The organism is Paenibacillus sp. CF384 (assembly GCF_900106745.1).
GTDB lineage: Bacteria > Bacillota > Bacilli > Paenibacillales > Paenibacillaceae > Paenibacillus_Z.
Genome location: NZ_FNNV01000007.1, coordinates 209974 through 236083, shown reverse-complemented (window position 1 = coordinate 236083; position 26110 = coordinate 209974). Strand labels below are relative to the sequence as shown.

Below are 26110 nucleotides of genomic sequence, written 5' to 3'. Positions count from 1 at the left end.
TTCGTTAACTCTCGTTCAGGAGCGAGGCTGCAAAGGCAGCATGATCATAATTTTCGTGCCGCTTCCGACTTGACTGTGAATGGTAACCCCGTAGTGTGGTCCGTAAGCAAGCTGCACGCGTTCATGTACGTTTTTTATCCCATAACCGGCTTTCGATTCTTTGGATAATAGTGTTGCTACTTGATCGGATGGCATGCCGCAACCATCGTCTTCTATCTCCAGGAAGAGCGCTGGAGCACCGGCGACTTGTATGGATTGGTAAACCCGAATGGTAATGTTCAAGCAGGTATGATCATCAACCATGGCGTGATTAATAGCGTTCTCCACAAAAGGCTGTACCAACAGTTTCAACGTTTCATGGGATGACAAGCTTTGGTCAATCTCCCAGTGTTCAATAAATCCATCATCAAAGCGCATATGCTGGATGGCAAGATAGTGCTTGGTAAGGGCAAGTTCTTTATCGAGCGTAATATATTGGTGCCCCATGTTCAGCGAGGTTTGATAGAATCTTGCAAGATGGTTTACGATTTTGCTTACTTCCATATCGCTGTTTTGGATGGCCAGAGAGGAAATCCCCGACAGCGTATTATATAGAAAATGCGGATTGATCTGACTTTGCAGGGCATACAGTTCCGCGTCGCGCTTGGCAATTTCCTTGACGTACAGCGTATCGATTAACTCCTTGAGACGTGCGCTCATCTTGTTGAAAGCCGTGCCTAATTGACCGATTTCATCCTTGCTGAAATCATCGGCCAAGATGATGAAATTGCCTTGCTCTACTCGTAATGCTTGACGGTTTAGCTTACGCAGACGGTGCGAGAAGTATTTGGCGATGACAACGATCATTAAGAGCGATAAGCCGAGACTAAACGACGCAATGACGACGATTTGCATCGCCGTTTTACGAGAGGAACGCATGATTTCGTCAATTGGCGTAAGAGAGACCGTTTTCCATCCGTGCTGCATGGTGTTATATACCAGCAAATTGGGATGGCCGTTAATGGTGACGACTTTCTGGTTGCTAGACAGGTCAGGGCCGATGGCATCGCTGAACGGTAAGTTTAAGAGCGATTTATCGGAAGCGGAAATGATTTGATTATTTTCATTGAGCAAGTAGACGCTTTTGTTCTGCTCTTCTTTCTCGATTAATCGATAGAGCAGTTCTTCATAGAGACCGATCGTCAGCATCCCGTAATGTTGGTTTTGATTATTAAAGTTGAGAATTCGCCCAAGATAAATGACGTTTTTGCCGCTTTTGTCCGGGATGACGTCGCTGAATATATTGTTGCCATAGGTTTGAAGCAATTGAGTGAGATACTGAATCGGCAAATTCTCAGGGGTGATATGTTTGAGAAACAGACCATCCTCCGGGAGTGTTTTGTTGTATACATACAGGTTGATGCTGGCCAGGTTGTTGTTCGCGGTCAGCATGCTGTACAAGAGTCCATCAATATAGCGGTAGGCTTCGACGTAAGAATAGTCGGTAGTGTAGGTCTGCGTCAAATAAACTTGCAAGGCTTCGTCCGTATAAATCAGAGATGAAATTTGGCGAAGACTATCCAATTGAGCATTGACGTTGCTGTTGATTTGTTGGTTGCTGCTGGACATATTCTCGTAGGTCAATTCCAACAGCCGTTGCTCGGTACGATCGTAGAAGAAAATCGTAATGAATAAAAGAGGGGTTATCGTTACCGTAAGAAACATGACTAGTAACTTCTGCAGCAGTGATAAGTTTTTGAAAAAGGTCTTCAGCCTATTCATGTCAGTGATCCCTTTTTAGCGTGCGTACGATATTGGTTAGGCGTGAGCCCCGTGCGTTTGAAAAAGGTAGCGCCAAAATAGGACGGGCTTTCAAAGCCGACTCGTTTGGCAATCTCATGAATTCTAATATTCGTTTCCTGCAGCATAATGCAAGCGTTATCAATTCGGATCTGAGTTACGTATTCGAGTAGTGTTTTTCCGGTAATATCCTTAAAGATCGTGCGGAGATAGTTGGGTGAAAGAAAAATAAGTTCAGCAAGCGCATCAATCGAAATAACCTGTCCATAATTTTTCTGTATAATACTGCAAACTTCATTGACGATCTCGATATGTCGGTCGACGGGAGAGGCCTGCAGTTCATCCATCATGAGGTTTAAGATTTGCCGCATGTGCGTTTTCATAGATTGCATGCTTTCCATCAGGGAAAGGCGTCCGAGAAACGGGGCATCTTTCTCGATCATTTCTTGCAAATGGCGGTTGTTAGCCCCGGTCGCCGACAACACGGACTCAAACACTGAAATGGTATCCACAAAAACTTGGCTGACATTTCCCGGAGGGAGACCGCCATCGTAAAAGTCATGGAGCCAATCTTCGACTTGGTCTCTGCGATTTTGTTGGACGGCGGCAATCAAGTGCTTGGTTTCGGGAAAGGGCTCCTTGCGCCAATCAGCGTTCATGTTCTCCCAGCTATCGCTAATAAGTCCCGTGCCTTGAGTGGCTACCAGATGATTGCGTATTTTCAGCATCTTTGGCCAATTCTTCGTAAAGGAAAGCAGTGTTTGAGGGGAGGTTGTCAGGAACAGGGATATCCAGCGTTCGGCATGCGCAGATTGATTCCGCCAATTCGTGAACGCGGTACCGACCGATTCCGGCGTGACAAAAATCCATTGGCCATCGCGCAGTTTGGTCAGTACACCGGGGACAAAGCTGGGCAATCCAGCGATGAAAAATTCTAATCTTTCCGCGGTGGAGAAATCACCGGAAGGCGCATCGATAGCAAGGGGATTGTCAGCCAACAGCGTATATTCGTCTATGCTGATAAAGACAAAGGTAAAGGTTTTGTTCTCGGCAGGAAGATGTAAATAGCGGTTGTAAATAGAGGTTACTTCATCCGCTAAGCCGGAGAGCAAATGACCGCCGATTCGGAGAAGTTCTCGCAGATATTCGCCAGCTGTCAACACGGTGGAATGGAGACGGTTTTTCTGCTCTTCGCAACGTTGATGGACCATCTTCATCGTGACAGCCAGTTCATCGTTGTCGATCGGTTTCAGCAAATAGCCGCAGGCGCCATGCTGCAGGGCGGCACATGCATATTCAAACTCATTGTATCCACTGAGAAATACAATCTGAATAGCAGGAAAGCGAGCATGGACTTGTTTACAAAGCTCAATGCCATCCATGACAGGCATTTTGATATCGGTAATGAGAATATCCGGCTGCAGGGCTTCAATCTTATTCATTGCTTCGCGTCCGTTGCTCGCAGTAGCAATGACGCGGCAAGACATCTTTTCCCATTCGATATAATTGGCCAGCGTGTCTAAGGTAAGCCGTTCGTCATCCACTAAGATTATCGTGTACATACATCGAGCCTCCGCAACATGGTATCGTTATCGCACGATAATGCCATTACTTAGAACACAGTATAAATTCGTGTACATGGGCTGTCAATTACAATACCTTCAAGAAAACGGACAAAACGAAAGTTCGTTTTTTTGTGATATAAATCGGAAAATCGAGAGATAGCGGAAGAATACGGGATACCCTAAGATGAACTCATAAACCTAATTTGGATATGAGGAGTCGGGAGAATGGAATGTGATGTCGATGGAAGCAACGAGAAAATACCGCTGCTGAAATATCCCACAATAAAAAAAATACTCCGGCAGCGATATTTATTTATGCTTCTGATGCCGGGCGTTGTATGGGCCGTATTGTTTGCTTATGCGCCTATGGCTGGTTTGTACATGGCGTTTATCGATTACAAGCCTACCTTAGGGGATTTCTGGGGCTCTCTGTTTAAAGCGGATTTTGTGGGATTGCAGTGGTTCGAATACTTCTTTACAGGACAAGATTTTGCGCAAGTGATGCGCAATACGTTGGTTTCGAGCGTGTTAACGCTGTCCATAGGGTTCATGGTTCCTATTTGTATTGCCATAACGCTGAACGAAGTAAGAATAAGTTGGTTCAAGCGGACGGTACAAACAGCATCCTATTTACCGTTCTTTATTTCATGGGTTGTTGCTGCGAGTATTGTGATTACGTTCTTGTCGGCTGAAGGACCTGTCAATCAATTGCTGATGAAACTTGGTATTGTCGAACAAGGCGTGTTGTTTATGCAGGAAGGAAAGTTATTCTGGATCATCATCGCCTTGTCCAATGCGTGGAAAGATATGGGGTATAACTCCATTATGTATTTGGCGGCTATCGCAGCCATTCCGACGGAGCTATTCGAAGCGGCAAAAGTGGACGGCGCCGGTCGGTTAAAGCAAATCCGATATGTGTTACTGCCGATGCTGCGGCCTACGATTATTATTCTTTTGATTTTAAACATCGGCAATTTGCTAAATACCGGCTTTGATCAATTTTTCCTACTGGGGAATTCGTTGAACAGGTCGTATTCCGATGTAATCGATACCTATGCGTTCCGTTACGGCATTCAGAATGGCATGTTCTCGTATGCATCTGCCGTAAGTATGTTCAAATCGGTAGTCGCGTTTATTTTGGTGGTAGCTGTCAACCAATTATCTAAAAAAATGAGCGGAACGCGTCTATTCTAAGCTGTATGTACAGCTGGAAGGAGGAAGAGGATGAAAAACGAAGTTGCGCGGGTAAACAAGTCTAGCGCTATAAGCAATCGGTTACAACGCTATACGCTTGCAACCATTACAGGAAATATATTCGTTTACGGATCGTTGGTATGTTTGTTCATGATTACGTTTTTTCCATTCTGGCATATTTTCGTTTTATCCCTGAACGATGCGTCCGACCCTACTTATGGACAATTTATGCTGTGGCCCAATGAGTTCAGCCTAGACAGTTACAAAACCGTCCTGAAGGATTCGGAAATTCTGAATTCCATTATCGTGACGGTCGGTCGAACGGTCATCGGCGTACCTCTTACGCTTGCTTGTATTTCGATGCTGGCTTATGCGCTCAGTAAAAGAGAGCTTGCGGGCTGGCGCGGAATCAACTTGTTTTTTATCTTTACGATGTACTTCGGCGGCGGATTGATTCCCACCTATATGGTAGTGCGCAGCTTGAATCTCATCGACAGCTTTTGGGTGTTTATTTTCCCCGGAATCATAAGCGTCTTCTGGATGATATTAGTTCGCACCTACATGGAGGGTTTGCCCAAAGAAATGGAGGAGGCGGCGCAAATGGAAGGCGCGAACGACATTCAGATTTTTGTGAAAGTCATTCTGCCCGTGTGCACGCCGGTGATTGCGACCATTGCCTTGTTCTCGGCCATTAGCCATTGGAATGCATGGTATGACTCTTATATTTATACCTACGCTGCTTCTTTGAAAACATTGTCGGCGGTACTGGTGAAAATCCTGAATCAGTTCCAGACGAACGATATGCTAAACGAAGCAGAGCAGCTTGCCAATGAACAGCGCAAAATGCCGGTTTCCAGCGAGACGATCCGTATGGCAGTGACCATGGTAGCAACGCTGCCGATTATTCTTCTATATCCATTGCTGCAGAAATATTTCCTGAAAGGAATGCTTATTGGGTCAGTGAAAGGCTAAGCGATACGAATGATCGAACGTATTTGCTCCATCTTCCCGAAGCGTTGTCCGTTCGGAATGTGGTTTAAATAAAAGCTATTTCATTCAATGAGGGGGATCTTAATGAAAAAAAGACTCATCTTGGCAGGGGTACTAGCAAGCATTATGCTTCTGAGTGCGTGCAATACAGGCAACAAAAATGCGGGCAATAACGCATCCGAAGGCGAAAAATCAAACGAAGCATCGAACGAGACATCAAGCGCGGGATCGAACAACACGCCGAAGAAACCCATCACGTTAACGTTGTTTGACAAAAACGTGGGCGATCCGTTTACTAACCCTGTAGCAAAGGAAATCACGGAACGTACAGGCGTGACGATCGAGATTCAGCAGCCCACCGGCAATCCGGACGAGAAACTGAATTTGATGTTAGTCAGCGGGGATTTGCCGGACATTGCCCTGATCGACAGACGCGTGGCTACCTTGAACAAATACATTGCCGGCGGAGCTTTGATTCCGCTGAACGATTTAATTGACAAGTATGCTCCGAATATCAAGAAGCGCTATGGCGACGTGCTTTCCAAAAGCGTGTACGAGGATGGCAAGAATTATTATTTAAACAACTGGTACGGATTGGATCCCGATCCGAACTGGGCAATCAGTATGCGCATGGATGTTCTGGAAGAGTTCGGATACGGCGAACGCGCTAAGGCCGGGGACTCCTTTACGCAGCAAGAATTCCTGGATCTGCTGAGAAAATTCAAGGAGAAGTATCCGAGTGTAGATGGCAAACCTTCCATACCAATGACCGTGAACGCAGAACAAATGCCTGCCATTATAGGTTCATTCAAGGCGATGTACGGGATGAAAACGTATTATGAGCATGATGGCCGTCTCGAATTTATAGTCCGAGATCCGCGTTACTTGGAAATGATCAAATATATTAACACGCTCTATACGGAAGGTTTGCTTGACCGTGAATGGGGCATCAATAAAGCTCAAAATTTTGAACAGAAAACGGCCAGCGGACGTGTGTTTGCAACAGGTGGCGGTATCGTGAATGAAGCCAACAATGCATTCCGCACGCAATACGGCAAGGATACCAATCAACTGTTCTACGCGTTTAAAGTAACGGCTCCAGGCGTTGATCCGGAGAAGACGACATACGGTCCTCGCAGTTCTTTGGGTTGGGACGGCGTCGGCATTACGGTAGCAAATAAGCATCCGGAAGAAACGATCAAATTTCTGGACTTCCTGGCAAGCGAAGAAGGCCAATATTTGCTGATGTGGGGTAAAGAAGGCATGAACTGGACCATGGAGAACGGTGTCCATGTACCGAAACAAGAAGCGCTCGATGCCATCAGCAAAGATTGGGCGGAATTCTCGAAAACGACAGGCGCGCGCAAATGGACATGGATGATTCGTAATGGACTCGGCGAAGACGGCACTCCTTATGACTTAATGTTCCGTTACAACCGGGATAACGTGAATCAACATGCCTTGAAATCCATGGCAGGTTCCACTTGGGATACCGCGCTTTATGATGATCTCGGTCCAAAGGGAGGCACGCCTGACGCATTGAGCGAGCAAAAAATCAAGGATATTATGGACAATGGCTTCTCCGCTATGGTGTATGCAACATCGAATGATGAAATCGACGGTATGTATATAAAGATGATTGCCGAAATCGATGCAAACAGCGCAGTGAAAATCGAAGATATTTACTCGACTAACTATAAGGCTCGTATGGCATTGTATCAGACTGCCGAAGGCAAATAAGCATGTAGCAATACCGAAGAGCATCGCTTGTATCACGGGGCAGAGTGCGGCAGGCGTACTCTGCCCCATGTATTCCAGGAGCATGAAATCGATTTGCAAGGAGACGGAGAATGGCTATTTTCATTGGAGAGAACAATGTCTTTTTGTTGAATACCCAAAACTGTTCGTATAGCTTTAGCGTGGATCGAGAAGGGCTGCTGCGGCATCTTTATTGGGGATCGCGCATCGATACGATTGAAGATTTCAAAAATGAGCCCTATGTATGGGAGCAGGGTTTTCATTCCATCTATGACGTGAAGAGAGAGGAATGCTCCTCTTTCGGAACGATGCGGTTCAAAGAAACTTCGTTTAAGGTCACTTATGCCGATGGCACGCGAGATTTTCGTTATCGTTATGTGAAGCACGCCATCGAGAACGACGAACTCACGGTGATCTTGGAAGATACGGTGTTTCCGCTTCAGATGATCTTGCATTACAAGGTGTATGAAGACGTGGATGTGATTGAAAAGCGGCGTACGGTAAAAAACTGCGGCAACGATGTCGTCGTAGTGGAACGTTTGCATTCGGGAGAGTGTTCGCTTCCAGGAGCGGGTTGGAATCTGAAGAACTTTAACGGCATGTGGAACTCCGATTTCGACGCATACGAGCAGAAGATAACGGGCGGAAAAACGGTGCTGGAAAGTTTGCGCGGCGCAACGGGTCATGTGGCAAATCCCAGCTTTATGCTCTATCAAAATGCAGGAGAAACTTACGGAGAAGTCTATTATGGCGCGCTAGCATGGTCGGGGAATTTCAAAATCATATTGGAGCAAACGCCGTACGAGTATTTAAATATTCTGGCCGGCATCAATGATACGGACTTTGAATGGCGGATGAAGGCGGGCGAAACGCTGGAAACGCCGGCTCTATATCTAGGGTATTCGCCGGATGGATTCGACAGAATGTCCAACTCAATGGGCGAATTCGCAAGAAAATACGTGATGCCGCAGCCTTTGGCGAGTAAGCCTCTATCCGTTCTATATAACTCCTGGGAGGCTACGTATTTCGATGTGAATGAACAAGCGCAGCTCGAGCTTATCGACAAGGCCGCACAAATCGGTGTAGAGCTATTCGTCATGGACGACGGTTGGTTCGGACAGCGCAGCGACGACCATGCCGGCTTGGGAGATTGGCAAGTAAACGCAGTAAAGTTTCCTAACGGACTTGCACCGCTGACGCAGAGGCTGAAGAGCTACGGCATGCGATTCGGTTTGTGGATCGAGCCGGAAATGGTCAACCCCGATAGTGAATTGTATCGCAAGCATCCCGACTGGGTGTACCGCTACGCAAGTCGTCCGGTGATGGAAGGCCGCTATCAATATATGCTGGATCTTACAAGGCGGGATGTACAAGATTATATCATCGGCGAAATCGATCGCTTGCTTGCGGAGAATGACATCTCCTATATCAAATGGGATATGAACCGAGGGTTGAGCGAGGTTGCTTCCGCGATCTTGGACCGTCATGAATTCAAAAGCATCTGGTACCGGCACACGGCGGCATTTTACCATATTATTCAGTCGTTGAGAGAGCTGCATCCCGAGGTAGAGTGGGAGGCTTGCGCAAGCGGCGGCGGCCGAGTCGATTATGGCGCGATGCGTTATTTTGACGAATTCTGGCCAAGCGACAACACGGATCCATTGGATCGTTTGTCTATTCAAGAAGGATACAGCTATCTATATCCGATCAAATATATGCGTGCCTGGGTAACGGATTCCGGAAATAACGGCAAACGTGCCATGCCTTTGTTGTTTCGTTTGCATGTCTCCATGTGCGGTGCGCTTGGGATCGGTCTTAACCTGAATGAGTGTACGGAAGAGGATTCGAAGATCCTGGAGAAATACGTGGCGCTCTATAAAGAAATTCGATCCATTATTCAGTTCGGGCAATTGCACCGCTTGGCTTCGCTGCCGGTGGACGGGTTGCAGGCCTTGCAGTATGAGAACGGCAAGGAAAGCGTATTGTTTGCCTTCTTGGATCACCCCTCTCGCTGGCGTACCGTATTTACCGTTCGCCCAAGGGGCTTGGATGCTAAAACCTCCTATCACGTTGAAATAGAAGGGCAGCAGCAGCAGACCTATTCCGGCGCATTTCTGATGAACAGCGGACTCCCTATTACATTAAATCATGATTATGCCAGTTGCATGGTGCGCTTGCTGCCGGAGAGCCAGATATAGGGTTTGTTAAATGATGAAATTATATTACGACGTACAGGAGATTGTATCTATGTGGAAACTATATTCGCCTAATCATGCCGTCTGCATAACGATTTTTGAAAATTCAGATAAAGAGTTACGGTACGAGGTCGAACGCAATGGCAAAGCGGTAATCGGGCCAAGCAAGCTCGGGTTCGAAAGCGATTTGGCCAATTTCACGAAAGCTTTTCGTTTTGTAAAGGAAGCACGTACCGTTATCGACGAGACCTATTCGTTACCAGCGGGAAAGAAGGAAGCTTATACGAATCATGCGAATGAGATGACGTTAGCGTTTGAGTGTGGCGCGTATACGTTCGTCCTGTGCGCGCGTGCTTATGAAGATGGTGCTGCTTTCCGCTATCAAGTCCTGTCCGATGCAGAACAGCCTATGAAAGTCATGCGCGAAGCAACGGATTTCAACTTGGCAGAGGGCTACGACGACTTATGGTTGCAGCATTTGACCAGCAGTTATGAGGCTACCTATGACCATACCGGATGGGAAGACAAAGCGGGCAGGGATTATGGAATGCCAAGCGTATTCCACGCCGACAATGGCGGTTGGGTCATGCTTACGGAAGCGCAGGTGTATAACACGAACGGCAGCTATTGTTCTTCTCACTTGCGTGGAACCGAAGGCCGCAGCATGTCTTTGGAGTTCGCCCCGGAGGAAAAGGGAAAGCCGCTCTCCTGTAAGCTGCCGTTCTCCTCTCCTTGGCGCGTTATCGTGGCGACGGACGACTTAAACGAATTGGTGAATACGACAATCAACTATAACTTGAATCCGCCTTCCGTAATCGAAGACACAAGCTGGATCAAACCGGGGCGTTGTTTATGGGCTTGGTGGGAATACATGAATAGCGCACAGCTGTACACGGAGCAGAAGCGTTATGTGGATTTTGCGGCAGGGATCGGATTCGAAGGACTCACCGTGGATGCGGACTGGGATATTACGTGGCTGAAAGAGTTGTGCGATTATGCCCATTCGAAGGGGATTGTCGTATGGCTCTGGAGCGCCATGCAGTATATCGATACGCCTGAAACGGCACGGGAGAAAATTTCGCTCTGGGCAAGCTGCGGGGTAGATGGTCTCAAGGTGGACTTCTTCCAGAATGATTCCCAGCACACGATGTGGCAATACGAGATGATTGCCGATATGATGACCGAGCATCGGTTGATGATTAATTTCCACGGGGCAACCAAATGCATGGGCGAAGGGCGCACATGGCCGAATTTTATGACGGCGGAAGGGATCTTGGGTCTTGAACATTATATGTGGAGCGGGTTGCCGGACGCGCGACACAATTGTACGGTTCCGTTCACGCGCAATGTGGTCGGTCCGATGGATTATACGCCGACCGGATTCTCGAACACTAACCGAAATACGACGTTAGCGCATCAAATGGCGCTTTCCGTTGTATTCGAATCCGGCGCTTCGCATGTTGCCGCTTCTATATATTATCTGGAAGCGTGGAGAGGGACGGATTTCTTACGCCGCATGAAGCCCGCTTACGATGAAGTGAAGGTGCTATCCGGATTCCCCGGTCATCATGCAGCCATCATGCGCCGCTCGAAAGAAGACTGGTTGATTGGCTGCATTACGGACGAAGCCATGATTCTGCGTCTGAACATGGATTTCCTGCCCGAAGGCGAGTTCGTAGCCGAAATTTACGAGGATGACTCCAGCGGCGAAATGATGAAAGTAAGGCGCTGCAACGTGAATACCAAGACGGTGATAGAACTTCCGCTTCTAAAGAGCGGCGGCGCAGGCATTTATATCGCCAAAGAGATTATGCCATTGCCGAAAGGCATTGCTTCCGGTTATATGAGCGAAGCAAGAACGGAATATTCGGCGCAAGCGGCACGAACGCTGCAAGGAAGCGAGCCCGTAGTGTATGAGAATGAACAGGAAGCCGTATTGCTGAATGGCAGTGTTGGATTTTCTGTAAATACAACCGCCGAAGCCCAAACCATAAGGCTGTTCTATGCAGCCAAGGAGCCTTGGACACTGCGTGTAAGCGACGGAATCAACAAGGTGGACATGGAAATGCCGCAAAGCGGCTCTAATAAAATATTCCTTACCAAAGACGTGGTATTTCCCTTCGCCGGCGGCGAGAGCGCGTTGATTATCGAACGTATTGCAGGAGCTGTGCCCGCTTTGGAAAGAATCCATATTATCGATAACAAACCGCAGAAAGAATGGTATATTCCTGTGGGGAAAGGCAGCCTGAGCGGCGGCGCAGAATTTGTTCGGGATGCGTCAGGCGGCGAGAAGGTTACAGGTCTTGGTAACGGAGGCGAGCTTAAGTTTGACCACATTGTGCTGCCTAAGGATGGCTACTATTTAATGCGCTTCGACTACTGCGCAGGGGAAAGCAGAGATCTCAGCGTAGAAGTGAACGGAGGAGCTGGCACATACAGAACGAATCTGCATAACACGGCAGGTTGGGGTTTCCCTACTTGGGATGTTAAAGATCAGCGTGAAATTCGCATCCGGATGCAAGCAGGTAACAATACATTGCGTCTATATAATGATCAAGGCCGGGCGGTTCATATCTACGGCTTTGCGATTACGGCAGATGAATAAGAACGAAGAAACCACTCCTTGTCGGGAGTGGTTTTGTCTTTACTCCCAAGGGATGGGATACAAATCCGATTGATGTTGGTGGTAAACAGTGTTACTCTTACAACGGTAAACGCATCATGTATGTTTTCCAATACAACTAACTTTAGTTATCAAGAAAGGTAACACTATGATAAAAGTGGAACGCTTATCCTTCTCATTTCCGCACAAAGAACTCTATAACGATATTACATTTACGCTAGAAGAGGCACAACATTGCGCTTTCATAGGAACAAGCGGCAGTGGTAAAAGTACCTTGATTGATATCCTGATGGATCCGGAGAAATATCTGTTCGATGGCAAATTAGAGATGGACCCCGGTTGCACAATTGGATATGTAAGTCAGTTCTCGGAGCTAGACAACACGAAAGAAACAACCGTTTTTGAATATATTGCGGAACCTTTTAATAACATACAAAATGAAATTGCCTCTATTTGTACGGAAATGGAAACGACTTCGGATATGGACGCGTTATTAGAAAAGTATCAATTCGCTCTAGATGCATTTGATGCCATCGGCGGGGATGATTACGAAAGCCATATCAATAAGAAACTAAATCTAGCAGGCCTGATGAAGCTGAAAGATCATAAGGTATCTGATCTGAGCGGCGGGGAATTCAAGCTGATTCAAGTGATGAAGGAAATGCTTAATCGTCCCGATCTCATGATCATGGACGAGCCGGATGTATTTCTAGACTTCGAAAACCTCAATGCGCTTAAAAAACTGATTAATGGTCACAAAGGAATGCTGCTGGTTGTTACGCACAACCGCTATCTATTGAATCATTGTTTCAACAAAATCATACACCTCGAAAACACGGAGATCCAAGAGTTTGACGGGCGCTATTTGGAATATACCTTCTCCTTACTTCAGACTAAGGTCGAGTTGCAAGAAATCGCAGTCGCCGAACAGGAAGAGATTGAGAGAAACGACACCATCATTAACAATCTTAGAGTAATCGCAACTTATAATTCAGAAGCATCCAGAGGCAGAGCGTTAAAAGCGAGAGTTAGATTTCAAGAAAGATTGGAAGCGCGTAGAATTAAGGCGCCTTTCGTTGAAATCAAACAGCCGACTATCAGCTTTGGCGCGGATAATCTAATGGAAGACACCATTGTTGTAAATGTTAATAATTATAGTGTTGCCTTTGATGAGCTGCTGCTAGACAATGTTAACTTTGCGATCAAATCTACGGATAAAGTGGCCATTATTGGTCCAAACGGTACCGGGAAAACGACTTTACTCCGAGATATCTTTAACAACAATCAAGCTTCCATTGAAATCCATGCTGATGCAAAAGTAGCTTATTTATCTCAGATTCAAGGTGAAATGCTGAAGGATTCGAATACCATACTCGAAGAATTTATCGATGCCGGGTTTAACACTTATGATGAGATTAGAACGTATCTTTTGGACTATGGTTTTGAAGGCGAAATCGTTAATCAAAAGATAAAATCTTTATCGGGTGGAGAAAAGAACATCCTTCAATTGGCTAAAGTTGCTGCCAGTAAAGCAAACGTATTGCTTCTTGATGAACCGACAAGCCATTTAGACACCTATACGCAACTAGCACTCGAGAAGGCCATTGCAGAGTATCAAGGCGCGATTGTCATGATTTCTCATGATTTCTATTCTGTTGTAAATGGCATGGATTATGTGCTAATTATTGAAGATAAGAAGATCAGAAAAATGAGTATGCACCATTTCAGAGAGATGATTTATGCTAGTCATTTTGATAAAGACTATCTAGAAAAGGAACAAAACAAGAGATCAGTTGAAATGAAAATAGAATTGGCTTTAAAAGAGACTAATTTTGAACTTGCCAAAGGATTGGTTGATGAGCTGGAAGGGCTGATAAAGCTGTTTTAAGTACAATCGACTAATGCCGAATAGGCGGCGGATTCACAAGCGTCGCATCGGAAATGTAAATGTTACCTTGGTCATCGACGGAGGCATAAAAGATATCGTCTTGGCGAATGCTTTTCGCATGTAGTTGCGAATTCAGCCAGGCGGTATCTTTCTTGATATAAGTAAGCGTATCTCGGTATAAGGTCCCTTCTACGATGAGGGGATAGGACAAGTCGCTCTGCATTCTGATCAGACCTAGCTCTTCCAAGGTAGGCGCGGATTTGGGACTCTTCTTGTATGCGGTTAATTTACCGTTAGCCTCCAGTACGGCGAATTCGACGTCGGCCAGATGAAAGATGTCCTTCTCGCGCAGCATCTGAAGAATGTTATCGATGGAATACCGTGCTCTCTTGAGGTTATGAACCAGTAAGTTTCCTTGATGTACGACGACGGTCGGTTCGAACGAAATGAGCTTCCCGAACTTCCTCCACTTGATTGAAAGCGAGGAAACGATCCGCTGCAGTAGACCGATCAATATGATTGCGATTGCGATATGGATGTGGTTAACGCTCGGATCGGCAATATCAGCCCCGATGACGGATCCCAAAGAAAGAATGACTAGAAAATCGAATACGGGCAATTCACCCAGAGAGCGTTTCCCCATGATTAATCCAATCACTAACATAAGAGGGTAAATCGTCGCGATCCTTCCTGCAATCAGCAATGAATCCTTCGTGTAGTCTATCCACATGCAAGCGTGACCCCCTTTCATTTAATCAAGATATTCATGTCGAATGGCTCTACTCGATAATGTTAATATTCAGTTCATAATCCTATCGTACCCTATACAACATCAACGTTATACGAAGTGGGGAGATTGATGATGAAGAAGAATATCTTAGTTAGCGGGGCGAGTTTCGCCGGTATCTCAACAGCGTACTGGATGAATCGGTTGGGCTATAACGTGACCATTATTGAAATCGCCGAAGGTCTTAAAAAAGGTGGAACTCCTGTAAATATCCGCGAAAATACCGTCGACATCGTGAAACGTATGGGTCTACTCGACCAAATCCGGTCCAACAAACTAAATATGGAAGCGATGGAATTCAGAAATGCTGAAGATGTCACCGAAAGAATGGTAATCCGCGAGCAGATTATCGATGATGAATATGAAATCGAGCGAGATGTCCTGCTGAATATTATGTTCGAGGCGATCAAGGATGATGTCGCATTTATTTTCGGAGATAGCATAACGTCGTTGAAGGAAGAAGCTAACGGCGTCGAAGTAGCTTTTAAAAGGGGCGAGAAGCGAACGTATGACCTGGTATTTGACTGCGATGGCATTCATTCGGCTGTCAGAAAATATAGCTTCGGCGAGGAAACGGATTTCTCGCATTTCCTTGAAACGTATTTTTCCATTACGATCGTGGATAAGCTGTTGATTCGAGAGAATACGACGCAAGTGTACAATGAACCGGGAAGGGCAGGAATGGGCTGGCGCATGCCGGAGTTGCTGGAAGAAGTGAAGAACTCGACAACGTTTTACTTCGACAAGCTGTGCCAAATGAAGATGCTGTCGTGGATAAAAGGCCGAGTAGCGCTAGTCGGCGATGCAGGATATTGCGCCTCCCCGGCTGCCGGAATGGGAGGATCGCTTGCAATAGACGGGGCGGCCGCTTTAGCTGATGCTTTCCAAAACTGTCAGGGCGATTATGAGCTTGCGTTCCAAGAATACGACAAGAGCTTTCGTCCTTTTATCGAGGAAGTGCAAGCCAACGCTGCAATGTTCGTAGACTTTCTAGTCCCAAGAACGGAAAAAGCCATTCGCGAAAGAAATTCGCAAACAGGGAACGATCTGTAAGTGCGGGACCTGCGTTCTTAACTTTGAGCATTTTTACACCGCTTGGGCAGATCTGAAACAAGCTCATTTTGTTGTAAAATAGTTCGAAAAAATCCCTTCGATTAATAGCCGTAAAGCCCACCGATTATGGTGGGTTTTTTTGCCATGCAGGTGTTTCAACCCTAACCAACCCGGTTAAACCAGTATCAAGCAAGGGAAACAAGTTATACGGAAGAAGAGGTGATTGTTATGCTAGGATGGGCAATGGTGTTTTTCATCTTCGCAATCATCGCCGGCATATTCGGCTTTCTCGGCATCGCATCAGCGTTAGCCGGCATCGCGAAGATCCTTTTCGTAGTCTTCCTGGTTATGTTCTTGGTTTCATTGATTTTCGGAAGACGACGGGCCTAGTTACAAGCTGCTAGTCTAGTCTCAAGCTTCAAATCAATTCTAATCATTCATGAACAAGGAGGAATTACAATGACAATTCAAACGATGACGACGAAGGTACACACGGTGGGCAACTTGAACGAGGTTCAACGAGAAGTCAATCGCTTCCGAACGGAAGGCTACGATCCAAACAACATCTTCGTATTGACCCATGACAAGGACAGGACGTCCAGAATCGCCGAGAACACGGACGCCGAGAAGATTGGCGTAACTGTTGAGGGCGTCGGCACGGCAATTGCGAATGTGTTCCGCTCAACCGGCGACGAGCTTCGTGCCAAGATGAGGTCACTCGGAATTTCCGAACCCTATGCCGAGCATCTCGAAGGAGAGATGGACAAGGACAAAATCCTCGTCATCGCCTGGGGCGGCAGGGAATACCTAAACGATGAGTATGACGATGCCATCTACTACTACCCGGGTTACACGCCTTTCTAAGGCTAAGAACCTACACCTATAAACAGAAGAAGGCCTATCCCTATGGGGTAGGTCTTTTACTTTATTTCCCTTGCGCGTCATTGATTCATCTGTTATGTTGATAGTAACAAGTTGAAAATATCAATAAGTTACGAAGTCAATTGGATGAAGAACAAGCTTTGAAGTGGGGGATGCAGCGTGAGGAGATATGTAGGCAGTTGGAATTGGTTTGAATTGAGTTGGTTGGTTTTGTTTACTTTGATTGCTGCCTTGTTTAATGTTCTCTCCAAGGATTCTATATTCGGGTTCACGGTATTTATCACCGGGGTGCTATGCGTGGTGCTCACGGCGAAGGGTATGCTGATGAGTTATGTCTTCGGCATGTATAATACGGTTGGTTATGCTTATTTGGCTTATATAAACGGATTATTTGGAGAAGTCATGTTGAATTTGCTATTCTTCGTCCCCATGAATGTCGTTGGTTTCTATATGTGGCGAAAGAATTTGCAAGGCGGCAGGTTGTCCATGCGCGAGATGAAGATGAAGGGCTTGTTGCTCGTAGGAATTGTCTGTTTATTGGGCTCCCTGTTAGTGGGGTTCGGATTATCCTTCATTAAAGGTCAGAACGCTCCTTATATGGATGCCCTAACAACAGTGCTATCCGTCGTGGCCACCATTCTAATGGTGAGAAGATTCAAGGAACAATGGCTCCTCTATATGGTTCTGAATATATTCACCGTGCTGCTCTGGATTGTCCGAACGTTGGATGGAAGCGAAGATGGATTGATGATGATCATCATGTGGAGTGCTTATTTGGTTAACGCGGGATACGGTTACTATATCTGGAATAGAGGGGCAAAGGAGGCTTTGGCATGAAGAAGCTGGGATTAACGCTTGGCAAGTTCGCGCCGCTGCATAAGGGGCATCAATTCATGATAGAAACAGCGCTGAACGAAGTCGAAGAACTAATTGTTGTCATATACGATACGCCGGTTACACCAATTCCCCTTCATATTCGGGCGAACTGGATTCGCAAACTCTATCCGTCCGTTCGGGTAATCGAAGCATGGGATGGTCCGGACGGGTATTCTGACGACAGAGCGCATGAGATTCGGGAAGAGCAGTATATTCTTGGGTTATTGAACGGGGAGCAAGTGACGCACTTCTACTCGAGCGAGTTTTACGGCAAGCATATGAGCATCGCTCTAGGCGCAGAAGACCGCCGCGTCGACGAAGCCCGCCAGAGCGTGCCCATATCAGCGACGATGATTCGTAAAGATCCCTACCAACATCGGGCATATGTCAGCGATATCGTATATAGGGATCTCATCACGAAAGTCGTCTTCGTAGGAGCGATGTCGACAGGCAAATCAACGATTACCGAGGCGTTGGCCCGTCAGTATCAGACGAAATTCGCCAGCGAGTATGGCAGGGATTATTGGACCGAGCATCAGGTGGACCGCCGAATTGGGTTTGAAGCGTTTGATGAAATTGCCATAGGCCATATCGAACGGGAAGAGCAAGCACTGTTGGAAGCCAACCGATATCTCTTTGTCGATACGAATGCCATTACTACGTATATGTTTGCCTTGGATTACCACGGACGTGCTCCTGAACGCCTAATCAGAATCGCCCTCGAAAATGCACAGCGTTATGACCTGTTTTTCCTCTGCGACGACGATATTCCTTATGACGATACGTGGGATCGAAGCGGGAATCAGAAACGGCAAGTCTTCCACAAGCAAATTATTGCGGATCTCAAGGAGCGGAGAATCCCCTTTATCACATTAAGGGGGACGCTGGAGGAACGCATGCGTCAGGTAGACAAGGTGCTGGAGAAGTTTGAACCTTACCGCAACTATTTCGGAGAGCTGCATATTTAGGGGGTAAAGTCGTTGGATACGCATGATCGTGACGGACTTACGGAGCAAGAATTTCTGGCGCAATACCGGGCAGGGGATTACGAGCGACCTTCTGTAGCCGCAGATATGGTTATTTTTACGGTGACGAACACGGAGGAGGACAATTATCGCAAGCTTCCGGAAAAGGAACTGCGTATGCTGCTTATTCGCCGCGGAGGGCATCCCTATTTGGGCAAATGGGCGCTGCCAGGCGGTTTTGTTCGGCCTAACGAGACCGCGGAGCAGGCGGCCGTGCGGGAATTGCGCGAGGAAACAGGCGTGGATGACGTCTATTTGGAGCAGTTACATACTTTTAGCGATGTCGGACGGGATCCCCGGACCTGGGTAATGAGCTGCAGTTATATGGCTTTGATCGATAGCAGTCGATTCCGGCTAAAGGCAGGGGACGACGCCGAAGACGCACACTGGTTCAAGGTGAGCTACCGGCTTGTGCGAGAGCACAAAGAATTGCTGGAAGAGGGATACGCTAAAACGTGGTCCTACGAGCTAAAGCTTCATTCCGAGGAGGTGCAGCTTACGGCGGTGGTAAATCGGACCGTAACGGCAAAGCCGACCTCGAAGTCTATCGGCTTCGAGATCGTGTCGAATGATGGATTAGCTTTCGACCATGCAAAAATAATTGCCTGTGCGATTGAACGGCTGCGAGGGGAAACGAATGATACCGATATTGCCTTGCACTTAATGCCAAGGCTGTTTACCCTTACGGAATTACAGCAAGTGTACGAGGTGATTCTGGACAAAGAGCTGTTAAAGGCTAACTTCAGGCGCAAAGTAGCCGACCTCGTGTCTGAGACCGATCATTATACGGAGAATGCCGGCCACCGTCCTTCGCGCTTGTTTCGAAGAAATTGGGCGGAATGAAAGAGAGAAGAAACCCAAGGTTACCGCTTATTATAATTAGCTGATGTAAAAACAATGTCCCCATCCGCTAACCGAAGAACGACTTTATAATTACGCTTGTTGAAACTGTCAATCGTGCTGCCAAACATAAAGGAATTATTATCGCTTTCTAAGATTGGAGAAGGCAGCAATTCGTGAGGTTTTACAAGTACGCCAACAACAGGCTTAATACCATTGCTGTCTTTTTCGCCATAAATCGGCTCTGTTTTGACAAGCAAGGCTTTGCCGTTTGTAAGCTCCATATTTATTCGCCACGTGTCCCCCACAACGCTGGTTGTATAGATGAGATTTTCCTTGCGGACAGAGGGGCCAATAGCCAACAAGTAAGTTAACAATGCAATAATCAATAGGAGAACTGTAAATCCTAGTACCACTTTCTTTGTTGTTTTTGTTCTTACTTTCTTCAGAAAATCGATTTCTTTCTTATTTACATGTAAATCGGCATTGTCTATTGAAGTGGACAGCTTAGCATGAAGCGTACGGCAGGCCTCGCATTCCTCAATGTGTTGCCGGATGTCATGTTCGGTTTCCGGACTGAGCAAGCCGTCTATGTAGCTTGGCATAATGTCTTGGACAATATGACATTTGACCATTTATAACGCCTCCATCATTTTTTGTTTAGCTCGGTAGAAAGTGACACGTGCCCAATTTTCGCTTTTGCCAAGTATTTCACCGATTTCCGCGAAGGAAAATTCGCCGGATATACGCATGTGGACAATTTCCCGCATAGGTTCACTTAATTGGTGAATAGCTCGATACAAGTCCATTTTGTTATTTTGGAATAGGTGGGCTTCCTCCGGCGACATATTCGGCGAAGGCACATCCTCCTGCAGCTCTTGATTTGGATGCCTTTTTCGTTTCCCAAGCTCCTGATACCACACGTGCTTGGCGATTTGGCAAAGCCATACACTTATCTTGCAGGAGCCGTTATAGGTATGGATAGAATATACAGCGCGATAAAAGGTTTCCCCCGTTAATTCCTCGGCCAAATCTTCGTCATGAGTAAGGCTAAGTAAATATCGGAAGACGCTTTTTGCATACTGTTTATAAATTTCTTCTATGTCCTCCGCCACTCTCTCACTCCCTTCGACTATATATCCGATAAATTCATAGTTCGTTACAATGAAATATTTTTTTCTTTTATAGTATACTTGCACTCCTATCTGATATAAACGAAAGAACCTCTTCGATGAAGTATCGGAGAGGTTCTTGGCTGTTTAACCGGCTTTCTTCAATAAAAAACTTTAGAGCTCAGAAGATCGAGCGCACGCTCAATATCCTGTCGTTCTTGATCGGAAACCGTTTCAATTCGTTTGAGAAACTGCGCTTCTGCGGCTTGAAAAGAAGCTGTCATTAACGCTTCCCCTCTTTCGGAAAGCCGGATAGACTGTTTACGCTTGTCCTCCGTTTCGGAAGTTTTGCTGCAAAGCTGTTTTTCGCTTAGTTTCCTTAGCTCGCGACTGGTGTTTGGCATGGACATATGCATGCAATCGCTAATATCGCTAAGATTGACAGGCTGATTAATGGCAACGTACTCCAAAATTTTATATTGCAGGGCCGTAATTTCAATGGATCTGGCGTCCTTAGTCATCTCATGCGTCGTTTGATGGACGGCAGATATGAAGGTAACGAATTTCTGAAATAACGCGTTCGTAAGCATCAAATCACCTCTTTATGAAACAATAGCAAACCGATTATCAAATAACAATTATCATTTGACAACAAAAATAAGAATGTGCTATTTTATTGTTATCAAATGATAAGTAAAGAGGTGGGCTTATGAAAACGTTGGTTATTTTTACGCATCCCAATCACCAGAGCTTGAGTTATGCTTTCTTGCAAGAGGTCGTTAACGGGTGCAATGGGAATGGTCGGATCGAAGAGGTAAGAGTATTGGATTTGTACGAAGAAGGGTTTAATCCGGTTCTGATTTTTAACGAGAATAAGCGGAGAAGAGACATGCATATGGACCCTGATCTCGCCAAGTATAGAGAGCAGCTTCTCTGGGCCGACAAAATTGTGCTCATTTATCCGATTTGGTGGGGGCGTCCTCCGGCTCTGCTTCTGGGCTATATCGATCAGATGTTTGCATCGGGATTTGCTTATAGGGAGAATGGCGGTGCTTTTCCGGAAGGTCTTCTGAAAGGCAAGTCGGTCGTTTGCATCTCTACCATGAAAGGACCGGCTTTTTATCCATTACTATGGCTTCATAACGCCCATAAGATATTAATGCGAAGAGCGCTCTTCAACTTTGTGGGCATTAAACATGTAAAGTTCTTTGAGTTTGGCAATATGGAGAGTTCACGAGGCAAGCATAAGGAGAAACTGAAAAAGGTTAATCGTTATTTTCTCACGATTAACCAATAAAAAGACTATTGCCGCATTAATGACGGAACAAATCATTTTGGCTCTGTTTGGGGGCCATATTCCATGGTCCAGATCGGAACCTGATCGCCGGGGTTATTCACATCGTAGACGTTGCCGACCCAAGGTGTACCGCAGATGTGGAGATAGGCGTAAGGAGTTCCGTCGAACATGACCCAAGCGCCGGCATCCCTGACCGTATTCGGCAGTCCGGACTGCCTGGCGTTATATGGCCAAAGGATCATCCAGTGCGGACCAATCGGGATAGCGGGGCTTGTTCGATCGAACGGATCGGTGACGCTGTGCTGCGTGGCGCCGCATAGCATATAGATCAGACCCGGAGCCCTATTCGTAGGACGCGGTCTCTTGGCTATAATGTCCATCGTCCATTGCAGACCCATGGGATCGGCGCACATAGGAGGATTACCGATCTGATTCTCATCTCCGGGAAAGCAGACCCAGTGGTTTGTGCCCTGACGCAGAATAATCAGCTTGCCGTTTGCCCCCAGCTCTGCAACTGTCGCGTCTTTGGTGATATGTCTGGGGCCGGCTTGCATCGCCCTCGCGATCTTAATACCGAGGATGTATTCTTGCTCTGATTTCGCCATAGTATTCCTCCGTTAGCGTTTCTATACCTATATGCTTCTCCATTATGAATAGACCAGCAGGTATGCTAAGATGGGAATAGCTCATGAGGGATTTTTCCGGATGGATTGGCTTGCAATGGCAACGTTCATCTATACAAAATCCATTTATGGGCTATTTGTTTTGCCTATACATAAGGCTCGGGATCCTTGATAAACATGCATTCTTCCGAGTTGCAGCGAATACCAATATGAACGGTGCTACAGTTCGTATTATTGGAAGGGGAGCGAGTGATGGAGCGGGTAAGGTTTAGCCAGGGGAAGAAAAGGCATACAGCGAAGATAAGAGGTTATTTTATGGTGTTTGCTCTCATCGTTTCAATTCTGACATTCGGATCTCCTGCGTTTGCAGGAGGCGATCCAGGGGACATTCCCACTCAAAAGGTCGTAACTTATGAAACGAATGGCGGCTCCAGAATCGACTCTGAATTCGTGTCGCCCGGAGGAACGGTACTCTTTCAGCATATTCCGGTGAAGGAGTGCTACAGCTTCGTAGGCTGGTACTACGACATAGCGCTGACACAAGCCTACAAAGGGTCAGATCCAATCACTCAAAATGTAACCCTGTATGCGAAATGGGCGGCATCAGGGGGGAACTCGCAGTGCGGCGCCGCTGCGCTAACCTCGACAATAGGTACGGTCAGTACCGGCGGGACGGCCAATGAGACTATAATTGTCGGGAGTGACGTCACGTTAACGGCATTGAAGGCTGCGATCACGCCGGCAGCGAATGCAACGTTCGAAATCTACAATGCGGACGGAATAACGAAAGCGACGACGCTAGAGACGGGCATGAAGCTCATCTTAACTCCGCAATCCGGAACGAATAAGGTTACCTATACGATAACGGTGAGTTCTCCGAATTTAGCCTTCAATAGACCTGCAACTGCTGACAGCTCGTGTATCGCTTCGCAGAACGCTTCCAAGGCCGTGGACGGCACCATCGTCAATGATAGCAAATGGTGTTCCATGTCCGGGAACCGCTGGCTGCAGGTTGATCTCGGCTCCGTGAAGCCAGTGAACCAATTTGTCATCAAGCACGCATCGGAAGGGGCACAGTCCGCTTCTTATAATACGAAAGCCTACAACATCCAAGTTAGTTCCGACGCCAAAAGTTGGAGCACGGTAGTTACCGTAACCAATAATACGAGCGGCGTTACGGTAGACAATATACCGGCTGCGCAGGCCAGGTATGTCAGATTAAACGTGACGACGCCTACGCAAACTACGGACACCGCGGCAAGGATCGTTGAGTTCGAGGTATATGAGCATCAGAATTTATCCTTTAATAAACCAGCGACGGCCGATAGTACGTGTACCGTCTCGCAGACTGCAGCCAAAGCCTTGGACGGCAGCGTCGCCAATGATAGCAAATGGTGCTCCAAGTCCAGCAATCGCTGGCTCCAGATCGACCTTGGCTCCGTGAAGCAAGTCAATCAATTCATCATCAAGCACGCATCGGAAGGCGGAGAGACGGCCTCCTATAACACGAAGGCTTATAATATCCAGGTTAGCAATGATGGTACGAATTGGAGCACGGCAGTCAAAGTAACCAATAATACGAGAAGCATAACGGTAGACAATATCGCTTCCGTCTCGGCAAGATATATTAAGTTGAACGTGACGACGCCTACGCAAACCACGAACACTGCTGCAAGAATCTTCGAGTTCCAGGTGTTTGGCCTCCCGAATTTGGCTTTCAATAAATCCGCGACGGTTGACAGTACGTGCACCGCCACGCAAATTGCGTCCAAAGCCGTGGACGGCAGCGTTATTAATGACAGCAAATGGTGCTCCAAGTCCAGCAACTTGTGGCTGCAGATCGATCTCGGCTCCGTGAAGCAGGTGAACCAATTTGTCATCAAGCATGCATCGGAAGGCGGAGAGACCGCTTCCTACAACACGAAGGCGTATAATATTCTCGTCAGCACTGACGGTACGAATTGGAATAAAGTAGTGAGCGTGACTAACAATACGGGCGGCATATCGGTAGACAAAATAACTGCCGTGCCGGCTCGATACGTAAAGTTGAACGTTACGGTGCCTACGCAAACGACGAACCTTGCCGCAAGAATCTACGAGTTTGAGGTCTACGGACCAAGCTAAGTTTCAAAGGAATAATAATGAAGGGCCGTCCACAGGGGACGGCCCTTCAACTTGCCCTAAACAACTAGCCTCTGATGAGCTCCCCATTAACCGCAATCCGATTGGTGCCGCTCGACTTGGCGAGATACATTGCTTGGTCCGCCGCACGCATGAGGTCTAGCTCGGTCTTGTCTTCTGTCCACAAGGTACAGCCGATGCTGGTGGTCATGGGGAGTTGAAGCTCCTTAATGCGCATCGGCGACTCCTCCAGTTGCTCGATTAACCGTTTGGCAACTTGCATCAAGCCGTCGTAGTCGTTCTGCATCCATACCGCCACCACGAACTCATCCCCGCCTACGCGAGCGACCAGATCGGATTCGCGAATGACATGCCTGATGCGATTCGCGAATTCTACAAGCACGAGATCGCCGACTTCATGGCCGTACGTATCGTTGCACTGTTTGAATTTATTCAAATCGAGGTAGAACACGCCGAATATGCCTTCCCCTTGACCGGCGCGATTGATCCAGCTTTGGATTCGAACGCTAAAGCCTCTGCGATTAAGTAATCCCGTCAGAATGTCCCGTTCTGTCAATTGAATAAGCTCGTGCTCTAGTTTCTCGCGTCTTTCAATTTCGGCTCTTAATTGAACTAATAATTGCTCATAATCATTCAGAATCCGAATTTTGTCGTCATAGTTCACTTGCTTACCGAGCTCTGAGCCCAGAGCGAGCGATAACAATTGCAACGTCTCGATATGGCGGCTCGAGAAAGCATCAGGCCGGCCGGAGATGACTTTTAATACACCGACAGCGTTGCTGGATTCGAACAAGGGAACGCAGACCATGCTTCGCGCGCCGACTTTCATACACGCTTCCTTGTTGACGCGATCATCCAGCTGCGTATCCGGGGAGTACAGGATATCCTTCTTCGTTACGCACAATCCCGACAAACTGCCATTCTTATTCAGTCGAATGCCGATATGAGGCTGCAAAGTACCGCTGACGGCAGCATACACCATTTCGTCTCCCGCCAGCATCTCGATGGTAGAACCGTCGGCTTCTGTTAATAAGCACATCCGATCGCATATTGTATTCATAAATAGCTTTAAATCAAAGTTAGATAGCAGCATCTGCTGTTGGACTTCCATAATGACTTTCAGGCGGCGGTTCTCTATCATCGACCCCATATCCCTCCATGCTCGCATAGTAATCTGCCGATTATTTTAATAACATGCTAGCACGTTTAAATAGGTTTGTCAGCCGAGAACGAAGGTCATCTGGGCAATAGCCTTTTTCAATCTTATATAGGGTAATTCTAAGTCAAATCAGCGTTCAGCCAGCCTCGACTTTCAAGGTGTTTCGTTTGACGATGATATATTCACCTGTTGATTTATTCATTACTTGAGAAACTTCCTTGGTATGCGTTACCTCAAACCAATCATTCTGAATATCCACCATTATTGTTAGTTCCACATCAGGTGCGCCATGTTTGACACCGCTATAAGATAATTTGGTCAT

The 26110-nt window shown here is 46.8% G+C and carries 23 protein-coding genes; 14 read left to right on the top strand and 9 right to left on the bottom strand.

Translation table 11 applies throughout. The annotated features are described in order from the left end of the window. Positions 1-15: 15 nt before the first annotated feature. Both BLW29_RS14180 and BLW29_RS14175 read right to left on the bottom strand, forming a co-directional pair. Positions 16-1761 (bottom strand): sensor histidine kinase, encoded by a 1746-nt coding sequence (locus BLW29_RS14180; protein WP_090980542.1) that lies wholly within the window; start codon positions 1759-1761, stop codon positions 16-18. Beyond that, on the bottom strand, positions 1758-3341 hold the full coding sequence (locus BLW29_RS14175) for a response regulator (protein ID WP_090980540.1): 1584 nt from the start codon (positions 3339-3341) through the stop codon (positions 1758-1760). Before BLW29_RS14175 ends, BLW29_RS14180 begins: the two co-directional genes overlap by 4 nt. A gap of 228 nt (positions 3342-3569) precedes the next feature. Between BLW29_RS14175 and BLW29_RS14170 the strand changes: the two genes are divergently transcribed. From BLW29_RS14170 to BLW29_RS14145, 6 genes are all read left to right on the top strand, one after another. Next, complete coding sequence (locus BLW29_RS14170) at positions 3570-4538, top strand: ABC transporter permease (protein ID WP_090980538.1); 969 nt, start codon at positions 3570-3572, stop codon at positions 4536-4538. Positions 4539-4568: 30 nt separating this feature from the next. Continuing rightward, entirely contained in the window at positions 4569-5510 is a 942-nt protein-coding gene (locus BLW29_RS14165) for a carbohydrate ABC transporter permease (protein ID WP_090980536.1), read from the top strand. 102 nt (positions 5511-5612) lie between these two features. Next, positions 5613-7268, top strand: a complete 1656-nt coding sequence (locus BLW29_RS14160; RefSeq protein ID WP_090980534.1) for an extracellular solute-binding protein — start codon at positions 5613-5615, stop codon at positions 7266-7268. Positions 7269-7378: 110 nt separating this feature from the next. Continuing rightward, positions 7379-9484: an alpha-galactosidase gene (locus BLW29_RS14155; protein ID WP_090980532.1), complete on the top strand. Its 2106-nt coding sequence runs from the start codon at positions 7379-7381 to the stop codon at positions 9482-9484. A 49-nt stretch (positions 9485-9533) separates the two neighbouring features. Further along, positions 9534-12086, top strand: coding sequence for a glycoside hydrolase family 97 N-terminal domain-containing protein (locus BLW29_RS14150; protein ID WP_090980530.1), 2553 nt, complete (start codon positions 9534-9536; stop codon positions 12084-12086). Between the two features lie 166 nt (positions 12087-12252). Then, complete coding sequence (locus BLW29_RS14145; RefSeq protein WP_090980528.1) at positions 12253-13992, top strand: ABC-F family ATP-binding cassette domain-containing protein; 1740 nt, start codon at positions 12253-12255, stop codon at positions 13990-13992. A gap of 10 nt (positions 13993-14002) precedes the next feature. On the opposite strand, the gene BLW29_RS14140 is transcribed toward BLW29_RS14145, so the two are convergent. Beyond that, positions 14003-14722, bottom strand: coding sequence for a DUF421 domain-containing protein (locus tag BLW29_RS14140; RefSeq protein WP_371264722.1), 720 nt, complete (start codon positions 14720-14722; stop codon positions 14003-14005). Between the two features lie 129 nt (positions 14723-14851). Here BLW29_RS14140 and BLW29_RS14135 point away from each other — a divergent pair, with 129 nt between their 5' ends. The 6 genes from BLW29_RS14135 to BLW29_RS14110 all read left to right on the top strand — a co-directional run bounded on the left by BLW29_RS14135 (position 14852) and on the right by BLW29_RS14110 (position 19458). Continuing rightward, positions 14852-15832, top strand: a complete 981-nt coding sequence (locus BLW29_RS14135) for an FAD-dependent monooxygenase (RefSeq protein ID WP_218147102.1) — start codon at positions 14852-14854, stop codon at positions 15830-15832. Positions 15833-16060: 228 nt separating this feature from the next. Then, positions 16061-16222: a DUF1328 domain-containing protein gene (locus BLW29_RS14130; protein ID WP_090980525.1), complete on the top strand. Its 162-nt coding sequence runs from the start codon at positions 16061-16063 to the stop codon at positions 16220-16222. A gap of 69 nt (positions 16223-16291) precedes the next feature. Beyond that, entirely contained in the window at positions 16292-16696 is a 405-nt protein-coding gene (locus tag BLW29_RS14125; protein ID WP_090980523.1) for a YflT domain-containing protein, read from the top strand. Positions 16697-16873: 177 nt separating this feature from the next. Continuing rightward, positions 16874-17551, top strand: a complete 678-nt coding sequence (gene pnuC / locus BLW29_RS14120; protein ID WP_090980521.1) for a nicotinamide riboside transporter PnuC — start codon at positions 16874-16876, stop codon at positions 17549-17551. After that, positions 17548-18558: an AAA family ATPase gene (locus BLW29_RS14115; protein ID WP_090980519.1), complete on the top strand. Its 1011-nt coding sequence runs from the start codon at positions 17548-17550 to the stop codon at positions 18556-18558. The genes pnuC and BLW29_RS14115 overlap by 4 nt, the downstream gene beginning before the upstream one ends. Before the next feature lie 12 nt (positions 18559-18570). Next, positions 18571-19458 carry an NUDIX hydrolase gene (locus tag BLW29_RS14110; RefSeq protein ID WP_090980517.1) on the top strand — a complete coding sequence of 296 codons (888 nt, stop codon included), beginning with the start codon at positions 18571-18573 and terminating at the stop codon, positions 19456-19458. 20 nt (positions 19459-19478) lie between these two features. Here BLW29_RS14110 and BLW29_RS14105 read toward each other — a convergent pair whose 3' ends face one another. From BLW29_RS14105 to BLW29_RS14095, 3 genes are all read right to left on the bottom strand, one after another. Then, positions 19479-20090, bottom strand: coding sequence for a zf-HC2 domain-containing protein (locus tag BLW29_RS14105; protein WP_090980515.1), 612 nt, complete (start codon positions 20088-20090; stop codon positions 19479-19481). Further along, complete coding sequence (locus BLW29_RS14100) at positions 20091-20570, bottom strand: RNA polymerase sigma factor (RefSeq protein WP_090980685.1); 480 nt, start codon at positions 20568-20570, stop codon at positions 20091-20093. Positions 20571-20728: 158 nt separating this feature from the next. After that, on the bottom strand, positions 20729-21157 hold the full coding sequence (locus BLW29_RS14095; protein ID WP_090980513.1) for a MarR family winged helix-turn-helix transcriptional regulator: 429 nt from the start codon (positions 21155-21157) through the stop codon (positions 20729-20731). Positions 21158-21276: 119 nt separating this feature from the next. Here BLW29_RS14095 and BLW29_RS14090 point away from each other — a divergent pair, with 119 nt between their 5' ends. Further along, positions 21277-21864, top strand: coding sequence for an NAD(P)H-dependent oxidoreductase (locus tag BLW29_RS14090; RefSeq protein ID WP_090980511.1), 588 nt, complete (start codon positions 21277-21279; stop codon positions 21862-21864). 32 nt (positions 21865-21896) lie between these two features. Here BLW29_RS14090 and BLW29_RS14085 read toward each other — a convergent pair whose 3' ends face one another. Beyond that, on the bottom strand, positions 21897-22469 hold the full coding sequence (locus tag BLW29_RS14085) for a hypothetical protein (RefSeq protein WP_090980509.1): 573 nt from the start codon (positions 22467-22469) through the stop codon (positions 21897-21899). A 333-nt stretch (positions 22470-22802) separates the two neighbouring features. Here BLW29_RS14085 and BLW29_RS14080 point away from each other — a divergent pair, with 333 nt between their 5' ends. Beyond that, the gene (locus tag BLW29_RS14080) at positions 22803-24611 is read left to right on the top strand and encodes a discoidin domain-containing protein (protein WP_177186629.1); all 1809 of its coding nucleotides are present in this window, start codon (positions 22803-22805) and stop codon (positions 24609-24611) included. Positions 24612-24675: 64 nt separating this feature from the next. Here BLW29_RS14080 and BLW29_RS14075 read toward each other — a convergent pair whose 3' ends face one another. Continuing rightward, a complete protein-coding gene (locus BLW29_RS14075) occupies positions 24676-25770 on the bottom strand; it encodes a sensor domain-containing diguanylate cyclase (RefSeq protein WP_090980505.1) in 1095 nt (364 codons plus the stop codon). A gap of 154 nt (positions 25771-25924) precedes the next feature. Next, the gene (locus tag BLW29_RS14070) at positions 25925-26110 is read right to left on the bottom strand and encodes a hypothetical protein (protein ID WP_090980503.1); all 186 of its coding nucleotides are present in this window, start codon (positions 26108-26110) and stop codon (positions 25925-25927) included.